The sequence below is a fragment of the Paenibacillus sp. D9 genome (assembly GCF_001188365.1).
Classification (GTDB): domain Bacteria; phylum Bacillota; class Bacilli; order Paenibacillales; family Paenibacillaceae; genus Paenibacillus_O; species Paenibacillus_O humicus.
In genome coordinates this window covers 3505962-3529967 of record NZ_JZEJ01000001.1, presented here as the reverse complement: position 1 = coordinate 3529967, position 24006 = coordinate 3505962, and the positions used below count along the sequence as shown (strand labels likewise).

18 protein-coding genes and 2 riboswitches are annotated in these 24006 nt (G+C 56.4%); of the genes, 15 read left to right on the top strand and 3 right to left on the bottom strand.

Annotation, left to right across the window (positions count from 1 at the left end; translation table 11 throughout):
- The first annotated feature begins 410 nt into the window (after positions 1-410).
- The 9 genes from VE23_RS15820 to VE23_RS15780 all read left to right on the top strand — a co-directional run bounded on the left by VE23_RS15820 (position 411) and on the right by VE23_RS15780 (position 13822).
- Positions 411-1850 (top strand): FAD-binding oxidoreductase, encoded by a 1440-nt coding sequence (locus VE23_RS15820; protein WP_049868507.1) that lies wholly within the window; start codon positions 411-413, stop codon positions 1848-1850.
- A complete protein-coding gene (locus VE23_RS15815; protein ID WP_049868506.1) occupies positions 1847-2416 on the top strand; it encodes an MFS transporter in 570 nt (189 codons plus the stop codon). Before VE23_RS15820 ends, VE23_RS15815 begins: the two co-directional genes overlap by 4 nt.
- Positions 2417-2478: 62 nt before the next feature.
- Positions 2479-2582, top strand: a riboswitch (purine riboswitch).
- Positions 2583-2738: 156 nt separating this feature from the next.
- A complete protein-coding gene (locus VE23_RS15810) occupies positions 2739-3368 on the top strand; it encodes a xanthine phosphoribosyltransferase (protein WP_021878710.1) in 630 nt (209 codons plus the stop codon).
- Positions 3362-4666: a nucleobase:cation symporter-2 family protein gene (locus tag VE23_RS15805; protein WP_049868505.1), complete on the top strand. Its 1305-nt coding sequence runs from the start codon at positions 3362-3364 to the stop codon at positions 4664-4666. The genes VE23_RS15810 and VE23_RS15805 overlap by 7 nt, the downstream gene beginning before the upstream one ends.
- A gap of 96 nt (positions 4667-4762) precedes the next feature.
- Positions 4763-4848, top strand: a riboswitch (cyclic di-GMP riboswitch).
- A 124-nt stretch (positions 4849-4972) separates the two neighbouring features.
- A complete protein-coding gene (locus VE23_RS15800) occupies positions 4973-5869 on the top strand; it encodes an amidase (protein ID WP_157053977.1) in 897 nt (298 codons plus the stop codon).
- A gap of 123 nt (positions 5870-5992) precedes the next feature.
- Complete coding sequence (locus VE23_RS15795) at positions 5993-8200, top strand: family 2 glycosyl transferase (RefSeq protein WP_198156181.1); 2208 nt, start codon at positions 5993-5995, stop codon at positions 8198-8200.
- The gene (locus VE23_RS15790; protein ID WP_049868503.1) at positions 8197-11280 is read left to right on the top strand and encodes a hypothetical protein; all 3084 of its coding nucleotides are present in this window, start codon (positions 8197-8199) and stop codon (positions 11278-11280) included. The genes VE23_RS15795 and VE23_RS15790 overlap by 4 nt, the downstream gene beginning before the upstream one ends.
- Before the next feature lie 37 nt (positions 11281-11317).
- The gene (locus tag VE23_RS15785; protein WP_049868502.1) at positions 11318-12367 is read left to right on the top strand and encodes a HEAT repeat domain-containing protein; all 1050 of its coding nucleotides are present in this window, start codon (positions 11318-11320) and stop codon (positions 12365-12367) included.
- Positions 12368-12397: 30 nt separating this feature from the next.
- Complete coding sequence (locus tag VE23_RS15780) at positions 12398-13822, top strand: glycosyltransferase family 2 protein (protein ID WP_049868500.1); 1425 nt, start codon at positions 12398-12400, stop codon at positions 13820-13822.
- Positions 13823-13966: 144 nt separating this feature from the next.
- Here VE23_RS15780 and VE23_RS27860 read toward each other — a convergent pair whose 3' ends face one another.
- Positions 13967-14854, bottom strand: coding sequence for a general stress protein (locus tag VE23_RS27860; protein ID WP_084781532.1), 888 nt, complete (start codon positions 14852-14854; stop codon positions 13967-13969).
- Between the two features lie 316 nt (positions 14855-15170).
- Between VE23_RS27860 and VE23_RS15770 the strand changes: the two genes are divergently transcribed.
- From VE23_RS15770 to lepB, 4 genes are all read left to right on the top strand, one after another.
- Complete coding sequence (locus VE23_RS15770) at positions 15171-15665, top strand: hypothetical protein (RefSeq protein WP_049868499.1); 495 nt, start codon at positions 15171-15173, stop codon at positions 15663-15665.
- An 83-nt stretch (positions 15666-15748) separates the two neighbouring features.
- On the top strand, positions 15749-16531 hold the full coding sequence (locus VE23_RS15765) for a hypothetical protein (protein WP_048745762.1): 783 nt from the start codon (positions 15749-15751) through the stop codon (positions 16529-16531).
- Positions 16532-16610: 79 nt separating this feature from the next.
- Entirely contained in the window at positions 16611-17123 is a 513-nt protein-coding gene (locus tag VE23_RS15760; protein ID WP_157053976.1) for a hypothetical protein, read from the top strand.
- 35 nt (positions 17124-17158) lie between these two features.
- On the top strand, positions 17159-17779 hold the full coding sequence (gene lepB, locus VE23_RS15755) for a signal peptidase I (RefSeq protein ID WP_049868498.1): 621 nt from the start codon (positions 17159-17161) through the stop codon (positions 17777-17779).
- Between the two features lie 80 nt (positions 17780-17859).
- Here the strand turns inward: lepB and VE23_RS15750 are convergent, their stop codons facing one another.
- Positions 17860-18492 carry a response regulator transcription factor gene (locus VE23_RS15750; protein ID WP_232316972.1) on the bottom strand — a complete coding sequence of 211 codons (633 nt, stop codon included), beginning with the start codon at positions 18490-18492 and terminating at the stop codon, positions 17860-17862.
- A 188-nt stretch (positions 18493-18680) separates the two neighbouring features.
- The gene (locus VE23_RS15745) at positions 18681-19703 is read right to left on the bottom strand and encodes an LLM class flavin-dependent oxidoreductase (RefSeq protein ID WP_049868497.1); all 1023 of its coding nucleotides are present in this window, start codon (positions 19701-19703) and stop codon (positions 18681-18683) included.
- A gap of 331 nt (positions 19704-20034) precedes the next feature.
- Between VE23_RS15745 and VE23_RS15740 the strand changes: the two genes are divergently transcribed.
- Both VE23_RS15740 and VE23_RS15735 read left to right on the top strand, forming a co-directional pair.
- Positions 20035-21786: a methyl-accepting chemotaxis protein gene (locus VE23_RS15740; protein WP_049868496.1), complete on the top strand. Its 1752-nt coding sequence runs from the start codon at positions 20035-20037 to the stop codon at positions 21784-21786.
- 139 nt (positions 21787-21925) lie between these two features.
- A complete protein-coding gene (locus VE23_RS15735) occupies positions 21926-23986 on the top strand; it encodes a catalase (RefSeq protein ID WP_049868495.1) in 2061 nt (686 codons plus the stop codon).
- Positions 23987-24006 lie beyond the last annotated feature (20 nt).

Sequence of the window (24006 nt, the reverse complement as noted above, 5' to 3'; positions counted from 1 at the left end):
AGCAATGGATGGATTCAAAAAGCAGGAAGTCGGTTGTACCAAGCGGAGGCCCGAGTTGTCCATTCACATTTGTTCTAGGTCGGCATCGAAAGGCATGAACAGGGATGACGGAGCTTTTTATCGGACATAGGATCCGCTATTTTAGGATAAACCGCATGGATGATCTGTTTATCGGACATACGATCCCTTATTTGTCTCAGTGCTATCGACATGAGGGGATTTGTTCACAAATAGCGGATCCTATGTCCGATAGATGGTCCAAAAGAGCCCCTTGCTCGAAATAGCGGATCGTATGTCCGATAGATGGTCAAAAAGAGCCCATTGATTGAAATAGCGGATCCTATGTCCGATAGATGGTTGAAAGAGGCCGATCGATGCAAGATTCCTAAACCCGGAAGGAGAGCGCAAGCATGACCGCAAGAGCCCGCTTGTTCACAGCCGTCGCGGTCATCCTCTACGCCGGGGCGTTCGCTCTTTCCCTGACGGTCCGCTCGGCCATGCCCCGGGGCGAGGAAGCGACCGACGTCGGCCGCATCGTGAGCGCCAAGGTCGACAAGACCGTTGCGGTCCGCACGACGGAGGACGTCGCAGCCGCTATCCGCGAAGCGCGCCGTGAAGGGCGGAAGGTGAGTGTCGCCGGGACGCGCCACAGCATGGGCGGCCAGACCTTTTATGAAGGGGCGGTCGTGCTGGACATGAGACGGTATGATGACATTCTCGACCTCGATACGGCGGCGAAGAAGATTACCGTCCAAAGCGGAGCCACGTGGGAGAAGGTTCAGGAAGTCATCAATCCCCATCATCTGTCCATCCGCGTGATGCAGTCCCAGAACATCTTCACCGTTGGCGGGTCACTGGGTACGAACATCCATGGAAGAGATCCCTCCGAAGGCTCGCTGATCGAGACGGTGGACTCTTTCCGGCTGATGACGGAGGAAGGCAAAATCATGACCGCCAGCCGCAGCGAGAACGCCGATCTGTTCCGGGCAGCCATCGGTGGTTACGGCCTGCTCGGCGTCATCCTCGATGCCACGCTCCGGCTGACGGACGATGTCGTCTACACGCAGCATACGTCGCTGCTGGACTACAAGGAGTTCCCGGACCGTCTGCGGGCATCGGTCGAATCCGGCTCTACAGGCCTTGTCATCGCCCGGATTTCCACCGCTCCATCCGGTTTCCTCCGCGAAATGTACATGACCGAATACATGGACAGCTCCATTCCGCTGGCCGATGCCGACACGAGGCTGAAGGGCGAGCGGGCCGTGGAGCTGACCCGGTTCGTGTTCGGTCTGCAGCGCAAGTACGGCTGGGGCAAAAATATGAGCTGGAGCCTGCAGGAGCGGCTGTTCCGCTCCAATGAAGGCAAGCCGATCACCCGCAATAACGCCATGCGTCCGGAGAGCGGGTTCCTGGAATACCGCGATGCGCAGAAAAGCGATCTGCTGCAGGAGTATTTCGTGCCGCTGGACCGTTATCCGGAATTCGTCGACGGGCTGCGGACGCTTCTGCGCGAGGAGCCGATCAACCTCGTCAACATCACGGTCCGCTACATGCCCCGCAGCGACGAGTCGCTGCTGGCCTATTCCCGGCAGGACAGCGCGGCGCTGGTGCTGCTCATCAACGAGAAGCGTTCTCCGGCAAGACTCGAGCGGCTGAAAGGCCTGACGCAGAAAATGATCGGGCTTGCCGAACAAGCCGGCGGCACCTATTATTTGACCTATCAGCCTTTCGCTTCGAAGGAGCAGTTCCGCGCGGCCTATCCGGCAGCGGACGGATTCAAGGCAGCGAAGCTTGCTTACGATAAGGAGTCCTTGTTCATGAACGAATGGTACGCGGAGTATTTGCGATGAAAGCCGTCGCGATGCGGTATGTGATGCTTTCACAGAACGTCATGACGCTCGGTTCGGGCATCGTGTTTCCTTTCTATCTGATCAGCATCAAGGAAATAGGCGGCGACTTTACCCAATACGGCATCGCCTACGGCTTGTTCACGATCTGCTCGGCTTATCTGAACGGTTATTTCGGCCGGTCCTCCGACCGGTTCGGCCGCAAGCCATTCCTCCTGCTCGGCTCCTGGGGAATGGCGGCTCTCTTCCTGCTGTTCCCGCTCGTCACCAGCATTTGGCAGGTCTATGCGCTGCAGGTGGCGATGGGGGTGTTCGGAGCGATGCAGCGGACATGCGAAAAAGCCCTGCTCGCGGATCTAACGGAGGAAGGACGGCGCGGGGAGCAGATCGGACGCTACCATATGGGCTTGTCGCTGTTCTCGGGGCTGGCGGTCATCGCCGGGGGATTCCTCGTCGATTATTTCACGCTGGATCTCATCTTCTACTTCGGCTCCGTCCTATTGTTCGCCAGCGGTCTTGTGCTCATGCGGGTGCAGGAGAAGTCAGGCCGGGCGGGAATGGAGACATGACGGATCTTGTCAGATTTTACTCTTGCCAGCATTCGTGTAACCGTGTAGGATAACAAAATAACAACGAACGCAATTTCATAACTCGTATAATCATGGGGATATGGCCCATAAGTTTCTACCGGATGACCAATGCAATCGTCCGACTATGAGTGAGAACGCCTTTTTTGGTTCCGTCTGCGCGCAGCTTGGCGCCGGACGAGCATGAGGCGTATCAATGACTTGTCTTATCAGGCAGATCTCACTTGAGGGTACCAGCTCAGTGGGGTCTGTTTTTTGTTTTTCCCAAGAGGCCGGATAACAGGAAAAGGGGCGCTGTACAACGATGAAACAGCTGGAAGAACGCATTCGCCGGGAAGGTCAAATCCTCTCGGACAAGGTGCTTAAGGTGGACTCGTTCCTGAACCATCAGGTCGATACGGAGCTGGCGCTGGAGATCGGACGCGAGTTCGCGCGGATTTTTGCGGACCGGGGAATTACGAAGGTGCTGACGATCGAGGCGAGCGGCATCCAGTTCGCCATGGCGGCGGGCATCGCGCTGGGAGTGCCTTTCGTTTACGCCAAGAAGAAAAAAGCGGTGACGCTCACCGAGAACCTGTACACGGCTCAGGTCCATTCCTTCACTCGCCAGGAGACGTATCAGGTCAGTATTTCCCAGAACTATCTCGGACCGGAAGAGCGCGTCCTGATCGTAGACGATTTCCTTGCTACCGGAGCGGCGCTTGTCGGCCTCGTCGATATCGTCAAGCAGTCTGGCGCTCGGTTGTGCGGCGTGGGCTGCGTCATCGAGAAGAGCTTCCAGGAAGGGCGCGGCCTGCTGGAGGAGCGCGGAGTCGAGGTGCACTCCCTGGCCCGGATCGCCTCGATGGCGCCCGGACGAGTCACGTATGTCAGCGAACTTGAAGCCGAGCCTGCTGCGGCCGGCGCCGCCGGAATGGACGGGGCCGGATGCTGAGCCGCCGCAAAACCGTCACGCTCGGCCTTCAGCATGTGCTCGCCATGTATGCGGGCGCCGTCGTCGTTCCTCTGGTCGTCGGAGGAGAGCTCGGGCTCACGCCGACCCAGATCGCGTATCTGATCGCCGCCGACCTGTTCACCTGCGGCCTCGCCACTCTTTTGCAGGTCATGAAAACGCGCTTCTTCGGCAGCGGCCTCCCGGTCGTGCTCGGCTGCACGTTCACGGCGGTCGGGCCGATGATCGTCATCGGCAAGGAATACGGCCTTGCGACTGTATACGGAGCCATCATCCTGTCCGGCTTGTTCGTTCTTCTGGCCGCACCTCTGTACGGCAAGCTGCTGCGTTTCTTCCCGACCGTCGTCACCGGATCGGTCGTCACGATTATCGGGCTTTCGCTCATCCCGGTCGCGATGAACAACGCCGCCGGCGGTCAAGGAGCGGCTGACTTCGGCGCTCCGCGCAATCTGCTGCTGGCGCTGCTCACCCTCGTCGTCATTCTGGTCGTCAGCCGCTTCGCCAAAGGCTTCATGCGAGCGATCGCGGTGCTCGTGGGCCTTGCCTCAGGCACAGCAGCCGCGTATGCGATGGGCATGGTCAGCTTCTCCGGCGTCTGGGACGCTTCGTGGTTCAGCATCGCGCAGCCGTTCTACTTCGGCGCTCCGCATGTGAGCCTCGTCGCCGTCGTGACGATGATCCTCGTCAATATCGTCAGCATGGTGGAATCGACCGGCGTATACCTCGCTGTCGGCAAGACGACCGACCAGCAGGTCGACGAGAAGCAGATCGTGAACGGCCTCCGCTCGGAGGGAGCTGCGATCATGCTGGGAGGCATCTTCAACGCCTTCCCTTATACGGCCTTCTCCCAAAATGTCGGGCTCATTGCGCTGACGAAGGTCAAGAAGCGGAGCGTCATCGTCGCTGCCGGCGCCATCATGGTGCTGCTCGGCCTGCTGCCGAAGCTCGCGGCGCTGACGACCGTCGTGCCCAGCGCCGTGCTGGGCGGCGCCATGATCGTCATGTTCGGCTCCGTCGCCGCTTCCGGCATGGGCATTCTCTCGGAAGTCGACCTGCGCAAGGAAGGCAATCTGATGATCGTGGCATGCAGCCTCGCCGTCGGCCTCGGTTCCGCCACCGTGCCGGCGATGTTCGGCCAGCTTCCGTCGGAAGCGTCCATGCTGCTGCAGAGCGGCATCGTCACGGGATCGCTGACCGCGATCATCCTCAACATCATGATGTCGCGGCGCCAGCGCGAAGCTGCTCCGGCCGCATACCAGGAAGCCCAGGAAGCTTCGTAGAGCGTTTTTAGCCGTGTCTGCTGGGAAGGGCTCTGAATGGATAAGGTTGGACTTTTAGCGGTTCATGGATTATGATTTCATTATTACTGATGTGCTTCACGATAATGGCAAACCTGTCGGAAAGGCAGGGACGCAAAACTAGAGGGCCTAAGGGCGAGAGCCTATGGCAGCCAGTTGCCGAACGAAGAAAGAAATAAGAAGGTTCCCTTCTTCTTATTTTTTATGTGTATCCTACACAGTTCGGGTTGCTTTCCCGGACTGTTTTTTATTTCCGGGCCGCTGAAGCCGTTGCAGGCGGGGGATACCGTGATGAAATTAACTTCATTGATCTGCATTCTTTCCTTGCTTCTTCTCGCTTGTTCCGGAGTCGCAGATGCCAAAGCGAGCCATGCTTTCACGAAAGCTCCGACCCTATCCACTTGGCTGTGGGATACTTCAAAAATCGTCTCTCAGACGGATGTTATCATCGAGGACTTGGCTGCCAATGGAGTGAGTCTGCTGCATCTGCAGATCAATCCCGCCATTGAGCCCGGCTGCTACAAGGATTTCATCCGAAAAGCCTCCCAGCGCGGGATTCGCGTTCACGCTCTGGACGGAGCTCCCGAGTGGGTCGAGGCCGGAGGATCCGCCCTTCAACAGACATTTCTGACTTGGCTTCAAGGCTATCAGCAGTCAGCCTCCGACAAGGAGAGGTTCGGCGGAATCCATCTCGATGTCGAGCCTTATGAATCCGAAGGGTACGAGCAGAACGCCAATCGGTACATCGAGAACTATCAGACCATGATGCGGTCGTTTCAGGAGTGGGCCGATCGAAATCAGCTGGAGCTCGGAATCGATATTCCCTTTTGGTTCCATGGCGTCAAATATGACAATAAGTATGGAGCCGGGTTTCTTGCCGAGTGGCTCTGCAAGCAAGTGAAATTCATCACGATCATGGCTTACCGTGACAAGGCCGCCGGAGACGAAAGCATCCTGTCGGTATCGGCAGCGCAAATGAAGCTGTTCGAGAAATATCAGGTAAGAGGGTCGGTTGCCGTCGAGACCGGCAAGCTGGCTCCCGATTACAGCTTCGTGACCTTTTATGCAAAGAAAAAGGAATATATGTATGAGCAGCTTGATCAGGTGTACCAACGATACAAATCCAATTCTGCTTTTGAAGGCATAGCCATTCATCACTACGACAGCTGGATGAAAATGACCTAACTCTTCCTTCAAGCGGGCTCCGGAATTCCTCCGGAAGCTCGCTTTTTATATGGGACCAATTTACTGGGAATTGCGTTGACATATGGGTGAAACTGCCTATAGAATGGCAAAGGAGGTTATGACATGACTGGAAAAATGAAGATATTAACCGGATTTTTGGCGATTTTTGTCGTTCTAGGGGCCGTAATCGTTTATCAATATTCACTCTCTCCCAAGAAGGAGAGTTCTGAAACCGCTTTCCAACAGGAGGGCGGTTTAAGTTTTGTCAGCAAGACGGATTCGGCTTCGTTTTATGTCCATGACGGACAGAAGTGGAGCAGGATGTTCATCAAAGGCGTTAACCTTGGCGCCGGAAAACCAGGGGCTTTTCCCGGAGAAGTCGCCATCACTTACGAGGAGTACTTTCGGTGGTTCAAGTACATAGCGGAAATGAACGCCAATGCCATCCGGGTCTACACGATTCAGCGCCCGCAGTTTTACAATGCCTTGCTCGATTTCAATGAACAGCGGGAAAAGGACGGCAAGCAGCCGATCTATGTGATCCATGGCGTATGGGTGAACGAAAATGATGTGTTGACGATAGAGGATGCGTTCGGTGAAAAGGATAAGATACTGAATGATGTCGTCGAGAGCGGCAAGGAAATCGTCGACATCATTCATGGAGACCGATACCTGCCCGTCAACAAAGGGCATGCGGACGGCACGTATACCTCGGATGTGTCGCGTTATGTCATCGGCTGGATTCTCGGAATCGAATGGGAGCCTTCCTTTGTCGTCGGAACCAATGAAAACAATCCCGCCCGCAGCGAATACAACGGCAAATATCTCTATACCGAACAAGCTTCACCCTTCGAGGCCTTCCTGGCCGAAGTGGGCGATAAGATCATCGGTTATGAATCCGAGAAATACAAGATGCAAAGAGCCCTCGCCTTTTCCAATTGGGTCACGACCGATCCGCTCAAACACCCCAACGAACCTTACAAGAACGAAGATCTCGTGTCTGTGAACGTGGAGCATGTCAAAGGACATGAAAGCTTCAAGCCCGGCATGTTCGCATCCTATCATGTCTATCCTTATTACCCGGATACCTTCAGCTTCCAGACCGACTACATCAACTACAAGGGGCTGGACGGCAAGCCGGATCCCTACCTTGCCTATCTGGAGGATATCAAGAAAATCCATACCATGCCCATTGTGGTATCCGAATTCGGCATCCCGGCGTCTAGGGGAAAGGCTCATGAAAACAGGGTTACAGGCTTCAATCAGGGATTCATCGACGAGAAGACCCAGGGAGATATGCTCGTTCATATGATCAATGACATCCATGCGGCCAACCTCGCCGGAGGTCTGGTCTTCGCGTGGCAGGACGAGTGGTTCAAGCGGACCTGGAACAATAATGATCTCGATTTACCGGACTCCCGTCCCTACTGGTCGAATCCTCAGACGAACGAGCAGCATTTCGGCCTGCTTGCTTTCGACCCCGGCAATGGCGAGACCATCCGTTCCGTGGACGGCCAGGTCGATGACTGGGCCGGGGACGCTCCCCTGTATGAGGATGAGGAAACGAAGTTGTCCGTGAAGAGCGACGAGGCGTATGTATACTTCAGAATCGATGCCCGGAATTATGATTTTGACAAGGATACGCTGCTTCTTCCCATCGACAGCATCGAAGGTCAGGGCAGCGACCGCTTCTCGGCCTATGGAATCAGCTTCGGCAGGCAAGCTGACTTTGTATTGAAAATACATGGGAAAAACGACTCCCGCCTTCTCGTTGATCCCTATTATGACAATTATCTTTTCCGCTACGCGGTGCAGACCAGCCTAATCGAGGATCATCCGGATGCCAGCCGCAAGAATTCGGGCCTGTTCAACCCGATCCGGCTCGCTCTGAACAAGAGAGTCGTCATTCCGCCCGGGAATGCCGTGATTCCTTTCACCGGTTACGAGACGGGGCAGCTGACTTACGGAAATGCGAACCCCAAAAGCCCGGACTACTACTCGCTGAGCGATTTCTACTACTCGGAGGGACAGCTGGAAATCCGTATTCCATGGCAGCTGCTGAATGTGATGGATCCTTCCAAAAAAATGATCATCGACGATATGCGCACCCGCGGCAAAATATCCCCGATTAAGACAGAGGGGTTCAATATCGGCATCAAGAAGCTGGCCGGCGACTCGGGCGCAGCCTCCAAGCAGCCTGTGGCCATGGAGCCGTATGCTTGGGCGGAGTGGGACCAGCCGTCCTATCACGAGCGCCTGAAGCCATCCTACTATATTCTCCAAAAGGGATTTGCGGCATTGCCGGAAAATGAGGGTTTGACGGAAAAATGAAACTAAAAAAAATCAAAGCGCGGTACCTTCTGCTCCTTCTGCTGCTCGTTGCTTTGGGAGCGCCGTTCGCACTGTGGCTCGCTGCGCCATCGAAGGATCTCGACATCGTCGTGCTCAACAAAACCTTTCCTGTCGAAACGAAAGCATCCGGCAACGTGAAGCAGCTCGATTACAGCAAGCAGCGCGGCTTGTTCTGGCTGATGGACCATTTGAAAATGCGGAAGCCCGAAACCGGGAAGGCTTATGGTTTCCGCACGGATTATTACGGGAATTTCATGTCCGGAGGGAAGCTGGTGAACAAGCCGCTTCAAAAGCTGGACCGGATTCCCGACGCCATCTTCATCTCGGATACTTACGGCACAGGAAATTCAAGGGCCGAAGGTGTCGAGGCAGCCGGAATTTCGGGTTTGACCAAAGAAGAAGTCGGTTTCATTGCTACAAGTTACGCCAAGGGCGCAACCGTAATCGGAGAGTACAATATTGCGGGCGATCCGACCTCGCCGTCGGTATCCAAGGAGCTTCAGTCCATCTTCGGCGTCGCCTTTACCGGCTTGGCAGGAAAGTTCTTCTCGGACCTGACGTCAACCGCCGATGTGCCCAACTGGATTCGTGCTACCTACGAACAGCAATACGGCAAAAAATGGAGTTTGTCGGGAGCGGGCATTGTCATCGCGGGCAACAGCCGAATCGTTGTCCTGCAGCGCGATGCCGGATTTACGGGAAGCTCCGTCCAGCTGTCTATGGATGAGGAGCATCAAGGCGATTACGGCGCCCAGAAGGTGGATTTCTACAACTGGTTCGAGATCGTGGAGCCCGCCGAGGACGCATCTGTCATCGCATGGTACAAGCTGAATCTTACGGATGAAGGACAAAACCAGCTGAAGCCGTTTGGTCTCGATGGCCGGTTTCCTGCCATTGTTTCTCATTCTGCCGGAGGCAAGCGCGCTTTCTATCTCGCCGGAGATTTCACCGACTATCGCGGCCCTTCCAAAATCAATTCCTTTATCGGCGCTTCCACGCTTTACCGGTATTTCAGCGTCAAGAGCGAAGGGGATCTAAGCTATTTCTATTGGCATTTTTATGTGCCATTCATGTCGAAAGTGCTGAAGGATACCAAGCCTGCAGAAAAAATCGAAGCTCTTGGCGAGGAACAACGGGCGCATCTGCCTTTACTGGACGGAAAGCAGTTCTCCGTCTATAAGAACGGGAGCAGGCAGCAGCTCTATGTGAACGGCGTCGACATCGGGGCAAGCATTCCGGGCTACGACAAAGGCGAGCTGCCGGACGATCCTGCCTTCTATGCGGATTGGCTCTCCAAAATCGCAGGCATGAACGCCAATACGATTCGGGTATACACCTTGATGCCATCGGCATTCTATCGCGCGCTGGATATATACAATCATGACCATCCTGACCGAATGCTGTACCTCATGCAAAACATAGCCGTGGATGCAAAGCCTCGCGGCGGCAATTACCTGGATGCGGATTACCGGGCGGCGTTCGCCCAACAAACCGAAACGGTGATTGACGCAATGCATGGCCATGCCGAAATCAAGCAAGCGGATGGCAAGGGAACCGAGCTGTATGCCAATGATGTGTCCGGCTATGTGCTGGGATACTTGATGGATCCGGAATTAAGTGCGGAGAACGTGCAGGCGACGGATGACGGGAATGCTTTCTTTGCCTTCGACGGCGACTATGTGACGACTGGCGGCAAGGGCACTCCAACCGAGAATGCACTTGCGTCGCTTCTAGAAAAAACCTACGCCTATGAGCAGACCAAGTACGGGATGCAGCATGCTGCCGGAATGGTAGGCATTCCCGAGATTGAGTCGGTGTACCAGAGGGGGTACGAGAAGGCAGGCGAAGCCGATCGGCCAACAGTAGATTTCGATCGCTTGATGCCGACTTCCAAAGCGGCTGGCGGCATCTTCAGCGCATACAACGTCTTTCCGGACAAGCCTGCGTTCCAGGCAAGGGACTCGGCCGGGAAGCCGTCTTACCGAGAATACGGAACCTATGTCAGCGAGTTGATCACCCGCAGCGAGCATCCGGTTCTGATCAGTGAATTCGGTCTGTCTACAGGAAGGGGGATGACGGAGGCCGGGCAAGGGGAGGGGCTTGCCTCTCTCATCCGCTTGATCCGGGACAGCGGAGCCGCTGGGGGGCTGCTCTATGAATGGGCAGATGAATGGGGCACAGGCAGCGGGGATTTCCAGGCCGCCGCGGTTCCGTCCATGCGGGGCAGCCTCTGGCATAACACGGTGGATCCGGCTCAGAATTACGGCATTCTCGCCTTGGAGTCCCAGGCGCTCACGGATTATTCCATGACACTTCGAGGCTCCGGGCCTCTGAATTCCATTGCCTATGCGGCGGACGAGTCCTACTTCCACATCAAGGCGGAGTTCAACCGATGGCCTGATTTCAATCGGCAGCAGCTGATGATCTATCTCGACACCGTCGATCGCAAAAAAGGCGAGTACATGCTGGCACCCGACGTCAACGAGAACTGGTCCGGCGCCGAGTTCCAAATCCGAATGGACAATAAGGACAAGGCTGAGCTGCTTGTGATGCCGAGTTACAATGCAAGCCGGGGTTCGTATTATACAACGGTCTCGTCTACGGGACTTTTCGAGCGGATGAAGAGAATGGAGTCCTCCGAGTATGTCACCAAAGGGGGAAGGAAAATAGAGGCCGTCTATACGGACGAGTCGGCTTTGACCCCCGGGGCGTTTCAAACGGGCGGCAGCAACTTCTATTTGGACGGAAAGACGCTGCATGTGCGGATTCCGTGGGCACGGCTCAACTTCATCGACCCTTCCAGCCTGCTTGTATGGGACGATGACAAGAAAAAGGGAATGGGTGTGGCTTCAGACTCCCTTTCCGTCAGGATGACCGATGGCATCGTTGGCTCGCTGATCCTCATGGATAAAAAAACTCAGCATGTCGATTACCATTTTCCGGAAAGCGTTACTTCATCGGGTTACCGGACGTTCTCATGGAGCACTTGGGATGCGCCGGACTATGCTTCCCGTACAAAAGGCAGCTACGATGCGGTCAAAGAAGCCTTTACCAACTGAATGCCGATGAAAATCATTTCGCATTAGGAGATTCTACATGACGAAGCAAGCTTTTTATTTACTCTGGATATCAGGCGGATTGATTTCCGTCTTTTTCCTGGCCATTGTCGTTACATGGCTGTACGGGCACTTCTTAACAAAAAGCCTCGCCCATTTGAACCGCAAGCTGAATGTGCTCTTCTCCTCCTTCAAGCTCGCGACGCATGAGGAGGAGCAGGAGGCAGTAACTCGGATTGCAGATTACGTGGGACGCAGTCCGCGCAAAAAAGAGATTCTCATCGGCATCATTGTCGCGCAGGGCGAGGATTTCATCGAATCAAATGCGGAGCGTCTGGCCCGATTGTATGAACAAACGGGAATCAGAACCTATCTAGTTCGTCAGCTCTCCTCCAAGCGGGATTATATCAAGGCTCTGGGGTGCCGCCATCTGGGGGATTTGGCGATAAAACCGGCTGAAAAAGACATTCATGCTCTTATGGGCAGCAGCAACAACGACGTGATCTATCATGCGCTGCTTGCTCTGGCCAAGCTAGGCAATCCGCGAAGCCTGGCCGAAGTTCTGGTCGAGAATTCCGACCGGATATCCTTGTCCTTCCGTGCCGTCGTCGAAATCCTGACGGTATTCAAGGGCTCCAAGGAAGAGCTGTTCATCAATACGATCGAGCGCAGCGACGATTATCTCAAGGGAATCCTGATCAAGGCGGCGGCCGATTATGAGTTCGAAAGCCTGAGCAGCTATTATATCCGCTACCTGGACAGCGACAACAAGAACCTGAAGATCGCCAGCATCCGGGCCCTGGGACAATTGAAGAATGCTGCCTTTGAGGTCTATCTGCTTGAGATGCTCCGGGACCAGGAGTGGGAAGTCCGAGCGGCCGCGGCTAAAAGTCTGGACAAAACGGGAACCAGCAAAAGCTTCGCGGCTCTGGAAAAGATGGCTGGCGATCCGGAATGGTGGGTCAGGCACAATGCCGCGGCTTCTTTGGTCGCTATTCCAGGAGGCAAGGATTATGCCGCGCGCATTCTCGACGGCGAGGATCAGTTCGCTCGGGAAGCGATCATCGGAGTCATGGAGAGATCCGTCTAGGCGGCGATATCGGGAGAGAGTTGGTAGGGTATGTATTATTTTTGGAAGTTCATTCTGTATTTCAGTGAATTCTGCATCATATACACCATTGCAATCAATATTTTCTACAATGGGCAGATGCTCATCTCGGTCGCCGATCTGTTCGGCTACCTGAAGAAAATGAAGGCATCGGACTACAAACGATACGTGAATTCAAAAAACATGGTTCCGATCTCAATCCTTGTACCGGCCTACAACGAAGAAAACACGATCGTGGACAACATCAAGTCGCTGCTTGCGCTGAACTACTATGAGTACGAAATCATTATTGTGAACGACGGATCGACCGATTCCACCCGCGACAAGATCATTCGGGAATTCGAGCTTGTCCAGATCAGCCAGCCGGTCAAGAAAAGCCTGGAGACCAAAGAGATTCTGGGATTGTACCGGAATCCCAAATACGAGCGGCTGATCTTGGTGGATAAGGTGAACGGCGGCAAGGCGGACGCCCTCAATGCCGGAATCAATCTTTCGACCTATCCGATATTCGCCAGCATCGATGCGGACTCCATCCTGGAGAACGATGCGCTGATCAAGCTGACGATGCTGTTCGTGGAGGATCCGGAGACGATTGCCGTCGGCGGAATCGTCCGCATTGCCAACGGATCCGTCATCAAGGAAGGCAAGCTGGTCAAGATGGAGATTCCGAAAAACAAAATCGCCGTCTTTCAAATCGTCGAATATTTGCGGGCCTTTCTGACGGGGCGCACCAGCTTGAGCAAGCTGAATTCGATTCTGATTATATCCGGAGCGTTCGGCGCCTTCAACAAAAGCGTTGTCATTGAATGCGGCGGCTACAAGACGAACACGATCGGCGAGGACATGGACATCATCATGAAGCTGCACAAGAAAATGCTGGACGAGAAAAAAACCTATAAAATCAAGTTCCTGGCCGATCCGATCTGCTGGACCCAAGCCCCGGAATCATTGAAGGATTTAAGGGTGCAGCGCCGTAGATGGCAGATCGGGCTGTTCGACAACTTGCTTCAGTATAAATCCATGCTTCTTAACCCGAAGTACGGCAAGGTGGGAATGGTGACCATTCCTTATTATTGGTTGTTCGAGCTTATTGGCCCTGTGGTGGAGTTTCTCGGATACATCTTCATCCCGCTCGCTTATTTATTCGGTCTTCTGGAATTCAACAGCTTCCTCATCTTCTTCCTCATCGCCTTCCTGCTCGGAAGCACCTTGTCGATGGGAAGCATCCTGCTGGAGCAGATTTCTTTCCGCAAATACACGACTTTCGGCGATACCATGCGGCTGGTGCTGTTCGCTCTGCTGGAGAATCTGGGCTATCGGCAGCTCACTATCCTCTACCGGATCGAGGGCCTGCTGAAATTCAATAAATCCAGACATTCATGGGGAACGATCAAGAGAGAAAAGTTCAAAGGAAGCGAGAAAGGGACATCGGCTTAACGGAAACTTGGCTGACGTGTTGAAATCGCCATTTATCGGCAAATCAAAAACGGTACTGGAACGCTGCGTCCTTAAAGGGGCGGCGTTCCAGTACCGTTTTGTTATTTTTTGGTCGGGCTAGCTGGGAAATGCGGAAACGGTTGATCAGAAGCGGTTTTTCACATTGTCGCCCAGATTCTCCGCCCGCTCGCGCAGAGTGACGTCGCCGTCCCCGTTGCGGTCGCGGTTCAGCGGCACATGGCCGTCCCGGCGTTCTTCATCGCTGTAGTAGCGGGAGTCATGCGTGCGGTCCGGCTCCGCATAGCCGTCTCCGGCTCTGTAGCTGCCGTCGACCGGATCGCGGTCGCTTCCCATGACGCGTCCATCCCGGTCGCGGCCGGCGTCGGAGAGACCGGGGCCTGCCCCTGGCGAGGGGTCAAGGCCGGCTCTGCGGATCGGCTCGCCGTCCGGGTACACGTCGGCTGCAGGCACGGCGCCGTCCGCTCCGACATGCTCGGACGCTGCGGCCGTTTGATTATAAGGCTGAATGTCGCGTTCGTAAGAAGGCGCGTTGATGGAGCCGGTCGAACGGAGCGAATCGTAAATATCGTGGTCCCGTTCGGTTTTGGATTCGACCAGCACCAGAATATTGCCGTCCTGTACATATTCATTGTACATGTTGGCTTCATTCTCGGGAATGCCAAGGCCGATCAAGCCGCCGACAAGTCCGCCGGCTCCGGCTCCTACGGCCGCGCCTGTGAGCGCAGCAGCGATCGGTCCGGCCGCGACGATCGGGCCGATGCCGGGAATGGCCAGGGCGCCGATGCCTACAAGCAGGCCGGTAAGGCCTCCGAGCACTCCGCCGCCTGCGGCTCCGGCCGCGACCCCTTCGGGAGCCATCGTGCCCGTTTCCTGCTGGATCGCCGCTACGTCGCCCTTGTCCCTCGCCAGAATGGAGATGTCGTCGCTGTCGACACCACGCGCCTTGAGATCCTCGATCGCGCTGATCGCCGCGTCTTCCGTGTCGTATACGCCTACGATTTTTTTGCTCATTTCTTCCGCCTCCTTCAGATTTGATGTCGTGAACGTTATATAACCGCTGTTCTTTCAACGTAAACGAGCCCAATTGCTTCCAATCTGGATCTAAAGGAGTAGATCATCTACTCCCATTGGAGATGGCTGCCTTCCGGCTTTTCCCCAAAAGGGCTCGCGGGGAGAAAGAATCTATACCCCATATACTCGATTTCTTTGGAACTTACTGGGATATCCAGAATTATCCTTAATAGTGACGATTAAGCCGTTCTCAAGCCCTATACTGAGTTCAGACACCAGGAATATAGTCCCGGAGACTGAAAGCGGAGGTGAGGATATGAAACGCACGGTTCTGACGGCAGGCATTGCCGCTTTGGCGCTCGCGGCGGCCATTGGTTCGGGAACAGCCAGCGGCGCCTCGGACGCCGGAGGGCAGCTCAAAGCCTGGTACAAGGATGCCTTCCCGCAGAAGGCAGGCTCCCTTCGCTGGGGGCGGGAGGAGCCAGCCGGCGAATCGATCCGAGCCTCTGCTGCCGGTCTTGTCCAGGAACAGACGCAACAATCCGCCGAGCAGCTGAAGGCATTTGCCGATCTGGCCGGACAGCAAGCTTCCGACGCCCTTCGGGCGAGAAGCGAATCCTACAGCAGGCAGATCGATGAAGCCGCTGCCGAGCTGCGGGGAAGCCAAGGCGTCGAGGGAGCCATCCAGCAGAAGTTCCGGGATGCTGCCCAGGCGAGGACGGTTGAAGCCGAGACCGGTCTGGAGCAGGCATTGGAACAGACCCTGGATCAATGGCTGGATCAGCATACATCCGGGGAAGAAAGTCCTTGATCGGCTCGTAAGCCGGATCAGGAGGATTACATAACTTGTTCATACCCGACAAACCCAAACCCATTTAAAGGAGACAATCAATCATGGCAATGAAATCCCTTAAAAGCAAAGTAGCAGTAGGCGTTCTGGCAACAGGTCTCATCGCAGGCATGGGTTCCGTCTTCGCAGCAACGGACATCTCCGGACAATTCCAAAGCTGGTACAAAACGAATTTCACGAACACGGTTACCGTTCCGGTGACGGCTAACGCGGCTCTCGAGCTGAAAAACCAGCTGAGCGGATACGCAACCGAGTTCACGGCGCTTACGGCCAGCTCCAAGCAAGCCATCGTGTCGGATCAGCAGGCGCAATCCAACGCTTCGATGACGACGATCAACTCGAAGAAAAACGACTACGTCAACCAAGTCACGACTGCTAAAAACGACATCAAGAACAACCAAATCGGCCGCGATACGCAAAACCTGATCACGGGCCTCAACTTCGTGGGCAACCTTGCGGTCAAAGGTGCTGAAGAAGCAGGCAAAATCAGCCTGAACAGCGACCTCGACGCTCAAGGCAAGGAAAGCGTGAAGCAGGTCAAAAAAGACGTGGCTGCTTACCAAGCATCCTCCACAGGCGATCTGGCTTCCAAGATCCAAGCGGCCAAAGACGAGCTGAAAGCTCTGATCGATCAAAGCGCAACGACGGCAGACGCTGAGGTGCGCAAAAACCTCGAGCAAAAAATCGCCGGACTTCGCAAAACGCTGAGCGACTACGCCGCTCAACAAGTCGCGGAGAACAAAGCTCTGGTTAAAGCGGCTGCGGATACGGATACGGCTGCAGCGCTGAAAGCGCTGGAAGACGTCGCCAACTCCATCAACAAGTAATTGCATTCGCGGGTCGACACGGGGATTGGAGCCAATCCCCGTGATTTGATCTGAAAAAACATCGAAGGGAGAGAACGGAATGAGAAAACAAAGGGGTTCAACCGGCGCATCGTCGAAAAAATGGAAATCCCGGGTTTTGCTTGGAGTTGTGGCTGCAAGCGTGACGGCCTTCGCTTCGCTTGGCGTATCGTTCGCGGACGTGGATCTTAAGGAAAAATTGCGGTTCGCGATGCAATCGAGCGCCGACCAGGTCATCGCCAAGATGCGCGATGAGATCCGTACGGATACCGAAGCCGAGAAAATCGTCTTGCAGAAAGAACTCCAAGCGAAACTTCAAGAGCATCAAGCGGCTTTGCAGGCTTATGCGGCCGAACAGAAGCAGGCCGCTATCCAGGCGATCAAGAATCGATCGAGGGAGCTTGTTGCCAGCCGCGAGTTCAGCAGCGAGGAGCAGAAGAGGGCCTACGCAGAGAGCATCCAGTCCGTGGAGAGCCGAGCGCTCGCGGAACTCAGCGCCATCACGATATCCGAGCCGATTCCTCCTGCGCCTTCCGTGACCGTTGATGTATATGCTGCCCCGGAGCAGCCGTAACCGTTGAGTGGACATGAGGAAAGAAGGTTGCAGCTATGAGCGAGCAGACGTTTGAACAGGATAGATCGATATCAAGCGGCTCGGCCTCCTCTGCGAGCCAAGCGGCTGAAGAGAAGGCGGCTCCGGCCAAGCCAGCCCGAAAGTCCGAGCTGATCGGCTGGATTCGCTATATCATCCTGCTCGCGCTGGGATTGTTCCTGCTCACGCATACGATCGGGCTCGACCGTGTCAACGGGCATTCCATGGCGCCGACGCTCGGGGACGGCAATATTCTGCTGATCAACAAGGTCTCGACCTACTTCGCGAAGCCGGATGCCGGCGATGTGGTCATCGTGGACAGCGCGGCGCTCGGGTACAGCATTGTGAAGAGGGTCATCGCGACCGAAGGGGACCACGTGGCGATCCATGAAGGCATCGTCTATGTGAACGGCAAGTCCCTCCCCGAAATGTACACGACCGGCAAAGCGATGGACATGGAAGAAATTGCGGTCCAGCCGGGCTGCGTATTCGTGCTTGGCGACAACCGCGATCCGGGCGAGAGCCTCGACAGCCGCAGTGCCGAGCTGGGCCAGGTGCCGGTGAAGGAAGTCAAAGGTTATGCACTCGTAAGCCTGCTGCCATGGAAAGGCATCGCGGGGCCGCTCGAAGGTATCTGACCATCCGAGAGGGAATTCCGGACAGCTTCAAGAATAGAAGAAAAACCCGACCGGAACCGGACGGGTTTTTCGAAACATCTTCAGCCGATGTTCTGGAACATGGCGTTCTGATGATAGAACAGCGCAGCCTTGGTGCGGTCCGTCAGCTCAAGCTTCGACAGCACCTGGCTGACATGCTTCTTGACCGTATATTCCGTAACGACGAGGCGCGAAGCGATCTCCTTGTTGGACAAGCCCTCGCTCAGCATCTGCAGCACCTCAAGCTCCTTGGGCGTCAGATTATGGTAGTTCTCGGCAGGCTTGTCGGCCAGTCTGGATTCCAGCAGCTCGACGTCATAATACTTGCGTCCGCGATGGATCATCCGAACCGCGTGAATCAGCTCTTCCGGGAGCGCTTCCTTGAGCACCAGACCCTCGATGCCGAGGTCGAGCGCCTGCTGGAGCTCGGCCGGCCTCATGGACGAGGTGAGGTACATGAATCGGCATCCCGCCCCGGCCTGCTTGAGCTTGCCGATGACGTCCAGGCCGCTCTGCTGATTGATGCGGTTGTTCATGATGCAAAGATCCGGCTGCAGGCTCTGGATATGAGCAAGCGCTTCCTTGCGGTCGGAGGCTTCGCCGATGACTTCGATGGATTCTTCGCCGGACAGGATGGAAGTGAGTCCTCTGCGGACCAGCTGATAGGGATCGACAACCAATACACGTATGGACATCGTACCTGCAGGGCCCCTCTCTTTGATCAATATATGGGGTGAAATGAATCGATCCGATATGTACATGCTTCAGTAGTAAAAACAACTGGAGCGGCATTCTATAGTATACAGTTTCTTACAAACGCTATCAATAAAAAAGACCGGTATATCCAAGCTGAAGAAGCTCTGGATACACCGGTTTTTTCCATTCAGCCATTCCATTCGTTCACGGCTTCGGCTGCGATCCGGTACGATTTCAGCCTGGCCTCCTGATCGTAGATCTGGCCGGCAATGATGAATTCATCCGCTCCGGTCTCTTGCTGAATCTCCGGCAGACGGGTTTTGATCGTTTCCTTCGTGCCGACGATCGAGTACCGGAGCGTGCTGGCGAGAACCGCCTTCTCCTGCTCCGACCACAGTCCGTCCATGCTGTCGACGGGAGGCTTCAGCATCCCGGTGCGTCCGCGCACGATGTTCAGGAACTGCTGCTGCTGGGAGGTGGCCAGATAAGCCGCCTGGGCTTCGGAATCCGCGGCGACGATATTGATGGCTACCATGGCATACGGCTTGTCCAGGTGGCGGGACGGCTTGAAGCTGCTGCGGTACAAATGGAGCGCCGGGATCAGATAATCCGGAGCGAAGTGGCTGGCGAACGAGAACGGCAGGCCGAGCTCTCCGGCCAGCTGGGCGCTGAAGCCGCTGGATCCGAGCAGCCAGATCGGAATGTCGAGCCCTTCGCCGGGAACGGCGCGCACGCCGGGAGCAGCCGTGCCTAGCGACGGGTCGAAGTAGCCGCGCAGCTCGCTGAGCAGCTCGGGGAAGTCCTGGCCGCCGGCCGTCAGGCCCCGGCGCAGCGCGCGGGATGCCGGCTGATCGGAGCCGGGAGCGCGGCCGAGACCGAGGTCGATCCGGCCGGGGTAGAGCGACTCCAGCGTGCCGAATTGCTCGGCGATCTGGAGCGGCGCATGGTTCGGGAGCATGATGCCGCCGGAGCCGACGCGGATGCGGCTCGTGCCTCCGGCGACATGCCCGATCACGAGCGAGGTTGCCGAGCTGGATACGCCGGGCATGTTGTGATGCTCCGCCAGCCAGTAGCGGGTATAGCCGAGCTCTTCGGCATGGCGAGCCAGCTCGAGCGTGCGGCGGAACGATTCGGCGGGAGTGGAGCCTTCCACGACGGGGGCGAGATCCAGCACCGAGATCGGAATTCGTGTATGGTCAGATGCAGTCATCGTACATCCTCCTTTGGGAGCGTTGAAATCAGGGGCGGAAGCCCCTGCTTACTTATTATTCGTGATCAGGTTTCAAAAAGCAAGTGAACCGGTCGGATATGGAAGGGGATCAGACATCCCTTCATGTATGAAGAGTCATTTCCAGCCGATTTCGCGCTTTTGCATCCAGTTGACAGACCCTCTCAAATCAGTCCATTCTTTAAATGCCTTCCCGATTTATTTTTTTTTGTTTAAAGGCGGTAAGAATGGTTTAGCTTAATCCGATCAAGTCTAATATACTCATGGGTATAAATATTTTTTTTAGTATCTAACTTATCGGGGGTTAAAGAGGATGAAAATCCGGACCAATCTTTTGCTAGGCTTCTCCGTTGTGCTCGCGCTTACTCTTTTGGTCGGAGCTGTGAGCTGGAATCAGCTCAACTCGCTTCATCGAACGTATCAATCCCTTATTCAGGACCGGGTCGGAAAAATACTGCTGATCAAAGATTTGAAATATCGGGCGGCCAGCGAGGCGAAAAACGTCCGCGGCTATCTGATTACGGAACAACAAGCATCGTTCGACGCTTACAAGGCCGACCGGCAGTCCTTCGCCACAGGGATGGAGAAGCTCAAAGGAAGCTTGAAGCAGGAGAAATCCAAGGAGCTTGCAGGCAAGCTGGAGCGGCTGGAAGCCGAGTACGCGGGAATCGTAGCGACGATAACCGGCTACAAGGAGAGAGGAGATACGGCAGGGTATATCAAGCTGGTAGAGGAGCAATGCATTCCTATGGCGCTCAAGCTGTCGGCCGCCGCGGAGGAGCTGGAGAGCTTCCAGCAAAGCCAGCTTGCGGCATCTCAAGCAGAGGCGGCGGCGCATGTGGCCGACGTGCAGAAGCTGCTTGCAGCCGTGGTCGTGCTCGCGCTGCTCCTCGGAGCCGCTGCGGCTCTGCTCATTTCAAGGCGGATCTCCCGTCCGGTGGACGCGGCCGCACGCGCCGCTCGGCGAATCGCGGAGGGGGACTTGACCGGAGATGATCTGGCCCCTGCCTCGATCCAGGAGCTGAACGTCTTGACCCTTGCCGTGAACGGCATGAAAAAGCAGTTGAGCCAGCTCCTTCGAACCATCGATCAAAATGCCCGAGAGCTTGCGGCTTCTTCCCGCCAGCTGGCGGGAGCATCGGCGCAAGCTGCCTCCGAATCGGAGCGCATCTCCCTATCGGTCCGCGCCATCGCCGAATCCGCCTCCGGTCAACGGGAGCGGATGAATGAAAGCCGGACCGCCATGGAGGAAAGCGCCATAAGCCTGCAGCGGGTAGCCGAAGCGGCCTCTATTACGGCCGAGTCCTCCGAGCAGGCTCTGCAGCAAGCGGACATGGGGAGCCGACTGATGTCGGAGACGAAAGGAAAAATGGGCGAAATCCGGGTCGTCATGGAAGGAGCCGCTCAAAACGTCGAGAATCTGGTCGAACAATCCGGCCGGATCAAGGAAATGGCCGCTTTTATTCACGAAGTGGCTTCCCAGACGAATCTCCTTTCCTTGAATGCTTCCATAGAGGCCGCCCGGGCGGGAGAGGGCGGAAGAGGATTCGCCGTCGTGGCTCAGGAGGTCAAAAAGCTGTCGGAGGAAACGAAGGAAGCTTCGGCCCGCATCTCCGAATTCGTTCTCGGCATCGCGGAGCATGCGGACCAGGCTGTCGAGTCGGTCAAAAAAGGGATGGAAGAGGTGCTGCGGGGATCGGAGAGCATCGGGAATACCGAATTGGCGTTCCGTTCCGTGGCGTATTCCATGACGACCGTGGCCCAGCAAACTCAGGAGGTATCCGCCTCCGCGGAGGAATTGTCCGCCTCCATGGAGCAGATGCTGGCTTCCAGCGACGAGCTGCTGTCGCTTGCTTCCACGATTGCCGAACATTCCGGGGCTTCGGCGATTGGAAGCAGACAACAGATGGCGTCCATGCAGGACATATCCGGCTCTGCGGAATCGCTGCAGGCGATGGCGGCGCTGCTTCAGGAGAAGCTGGACGCCTTCCATATCGAAGCAGAGCCCTCGCGCGCGGCCGTCGGTACGGCGCAGCCGCTGGTCCCTGCCATCTCCGCCCCTTGATCAGCCTTGTTCGGTCCCATCCGCATCTCCGAGCGTGATTGGCCGGGGACGGCCGAGGGTAAGGAAAAGTGCTCATGTTCAGCTGATCTTTCAGCCATGCAAAAGCACCTTCCAACCCCTTAAGGAGGAGATACGAAGAATGAGCCAGGACCCGAAGCAGACCGCAGCCGGAAGCAGCAAGGACGAGCAGCTCGCGCAGCATACCGTCGACAACGACGGGCAGAGGCTCACGACGAATCAAGGCCTGCATGTGGCGGAGGACGAGCATTCCCTGAAAGCCGGCGTGCGCGGTCCGACCTTGATGGAGGATTTCCATTTCCGGGAGAAGATGACGCATTTCGACCATGAGCGCATTCCGGAGCGCATCGTCCATGCCAGAGGCTTCGGCGCTCATGGCTACTTCCAGGTGTACAAGCCGATGGCGGAGCTGACGGAAGCCGGCTTCCTGCAGGACCCGTCGGTCAAGACGCCGGTATTCGTCCGCTTCTCTACGGTAGCGGGCTCGCGCGGCTCGGCGGATACGGTCCGCGACGTGCGCGGCTTCGCCGTGAAGTTCTACACCGAGGAAGGCAACTTCGATCTCGTCGGCAACAATATGCCGGTTTTCTTCATTCAGGACGCGATGAAGTTCCCTGATTTCATTCATGCGGTGAAGCCGGAGCCTCATAATGAGATTCCGCAAGCCCAGTCGGCGCATGATACGTTCTGGGATTTCGTCATCAACAACACCGAGACCGCCCATATGATCATGTGGGCGATGTCCGACCGCTCGCTGCCCCGCAGCTACGGCATGATGGAGGGCTTCGGCGTCCATACGTTCCGGCTCGTCAACGCCGAGGGCAAGGCGCGCTTCGTCAAGTTCCACTGGAAGCCGGTGCTCGGCACTCATTCCCTCGTCTGGGACGAGGTCCAGAAGCTCGCCGGCAAGGACCCGGACTTCAACCGCCGCGATCTGTACGAAGCGATCGAAGCCGGCAGGTATCCGGAATTCGAGTTCGGCATCCAGGTGCTTGAGGAAGAGGACGAGTTCAAGTTCGACTTCGACATCCTCGATCCGACCAAGCTGTGGCCGGAGGAGCTCGTGCCCGTGCAGCGCATCGGCAAGCTGACGCTGAACCGCAATACGGACAATTTCTTTGCGGAAACGGAGCAGATCGCCTTCCATCCGGGACATCTCGTCAAGGGCATCGATTTCTCCAACGATCCGCTGCTGCAGGGCCGGCTGTTCTCCTACACGGATACGCAGCTGTCCCGTCTCGGCGGTCCGAACTTCCATGAGATTCCGATCAACCGTCCGATGTGTCCGGTCCACAACAACCAGCGCGACGGCATGCACCGGATGACGATCAACCGCGGTCCGGTCGCTTATCACAAGAACGGCATCGCCGGAGGCTCGCCGCATACGACCGAGGACGGCTACAAGCATTATCAGGAGAAGGTCGACGGCCGCGTCACGCGCGAGCGCAGCGACAGCTTCAAGGATCATTACAGCCAGGCCATCCTGTTCTGGAACAGCATGTCCGAGGTGGAGAAGCAGCATATCATCTCCGCCTTCAGCTTCGAGCTCGGGCATGTGAAGGACAAGAACATCCGCCAGGGCGTCGTGGACATGTTCGCGCAGGTCAGCGGCAAGCTCGCTGCGTCCGTCGCGGCTAACATCGGAGCGCAGCCTCCGGCGGACCTGAACGGGGGCTCGGAAGTGAGGGCTTCCTCGCCGGCCCTCAGCATCATGAATACGGTCAAGTCGGCGAAAAACCGCAAGGTGGCGATTGTGGTCGCGGACGGCTTCCGCGGCGCGGAGACGGCTGAGCTGGCCGCTGCCTTGACGGCGGCCGGAGCGCTGCCGGAATACCTCAGCTCGACTCTTGGCACGGTAAGCGGAGACGACGGCAGCGAGGTGGAAGCGGCGCACAGCTTCCTGACGAGCGACTCGGTGCTCTTCGATGCCGTATTCGTCGCCGGCGGGGAGGCGAGCCTCGCGATGCTGAAGCCGAATCCGAAGCTGCCGGACTTCCTGAAGGAAGCGTTCCAGCACTTCAAGGCGATCGGCTTCGGCAGCCCGGAAGATGCCGCTCAGCTGCTGGAGCTCGCCGGACTGAAGGCGCAAGCCGGCGATCCCGGCATCGTCAGCGCCGAAGGCTCGGCAGAGGCCTTTGTCGAAGCGGTCGCGGCGCATCGCCACTGGGCTCGCAAGCTTTAATCGATTTTTCAAAAGAGGCG

Excerpts from the sequence above, each read along its gene's own strand:
- lepB (WP_049868498.1), top strand. The coding sequence starts at position 17,159 with ATGAGCGAGCAGACGTTTGAACAGGATAGATCGATATCAAGCGGCTCG.
- VE23_RS15740 (WP_049868496.1), top strand. The coding sequence starts at position 20,035 with ATGAAAATCCGGACCAATCTTTTGCTAGGCTTCTCCGTTGTGCTCGCG.
- VE23_RS15765 (WP_048745762.1), top strand. The coding sequence starts at position 15,749 with ATGGCAATGAAATCCCTTAAAAGCAAAGTAGCAGTAGGCGTTCTGGCA.
- VE23_RS15760 (WP_157053976.1), top strand. The coding sequence starts at position 16,611 with ATGAGAAAACAAAGGGGTTCAACCGGCGCATCGTCGAAAAAATGGAAA.
- VE23_RS15745 (WP_049868497.1), bottom strand. The coding sequence starts at position 19,703 with ATGACTGCATCTGACCATACACGAATTCCGATCTCGGTGCTGGATCTC.
- VE23_RS15735 (WP_049868495.1), top strand. The coding sequence starts at position 21,926 with ATGAGCCAGGACCCGAAGCAGACCGCAGCCGGAAGCAGCAAGGACGAG.
- VE23_RS15780 (WP_049868500.1), top strand. The coding sequence starts at position 12,398 with ATGTATTATTTTTGGAAGTTCATTCTGTATTTCAGTGAATTCTGCATC.
- VE23_RS15750 (WP_232316972.1), bottom strand. The coding sequence starts at position 18,492 with ATGTCCATACGTGTATTGGTTGTCGATCCCTATCAGCTGGTCCGCAGA.
- VE23_RS15805 (WP_049868505.1), top strand. The coding sequence starts at position 3,362 with ATGCTGAGCCGCCGCAAAACCGTCACGCTCGGCCTTCAGCATGTGCTC.
- VE23_RS15790 (WP_049868503.1), top strand. The coding sequence starts at position 8,197 with ATGAAACTAAAAAAAATCAAAGCGCGGTACCTTCTGCTCCTTCTGCTG.
- VE23_RS15785 (WP_049868502.1), top strand. The coding sequence starts at position 11,318 with ATGACGAAGCAAGCTTTTTATTTACTCTGGATATCAGGCGGATTGATT.
- VE23_RS27860 (WP_084781532.1), bottom strand. The coding sequence starts at position 14,854 with ATGAGCAAAAAAATCGTAGGCGTATACGACACGGAAGACGCGGCGATC.
- VE23_RS15770 (WP_049868499.1), top strand. The coding sequence starts at position 15,171 with ATGAAACGCACGGTTCTGACGGCAGGCATTGCCGCTTTGGCGCTCGCG.
- VE23_RS15815 (WP_049868506.1), top strand. The coding sequence starts at position 1,847 with ATGAAAGCCGTCGCGATGCGGTATGTGATGCTTTCACAGAACGTCATG.
- VE23_RS15795 (WP_198156181.1), top strand. The coding sequence starts at position 5,993 with ATGACTGGAAAAATGAAGATATTAACCGGATTTTTGGCGATTTTTGTC.
- VE23_RS15810 (WP_021878710.1), top strand. The coding sequence starts at position 2,739 with ATGAAACAGCTGGAAGAACGCATTCGCCGGGAAGGTCAAATCCTCTCG.
- VE23_RS15820 (WP_049868507.1), top strand. The coding sequence starts at position 411 with ATGACCGCAAGAGCCCGCTTGTTCACAGCCGTCGCGGTCATCCTCTAC.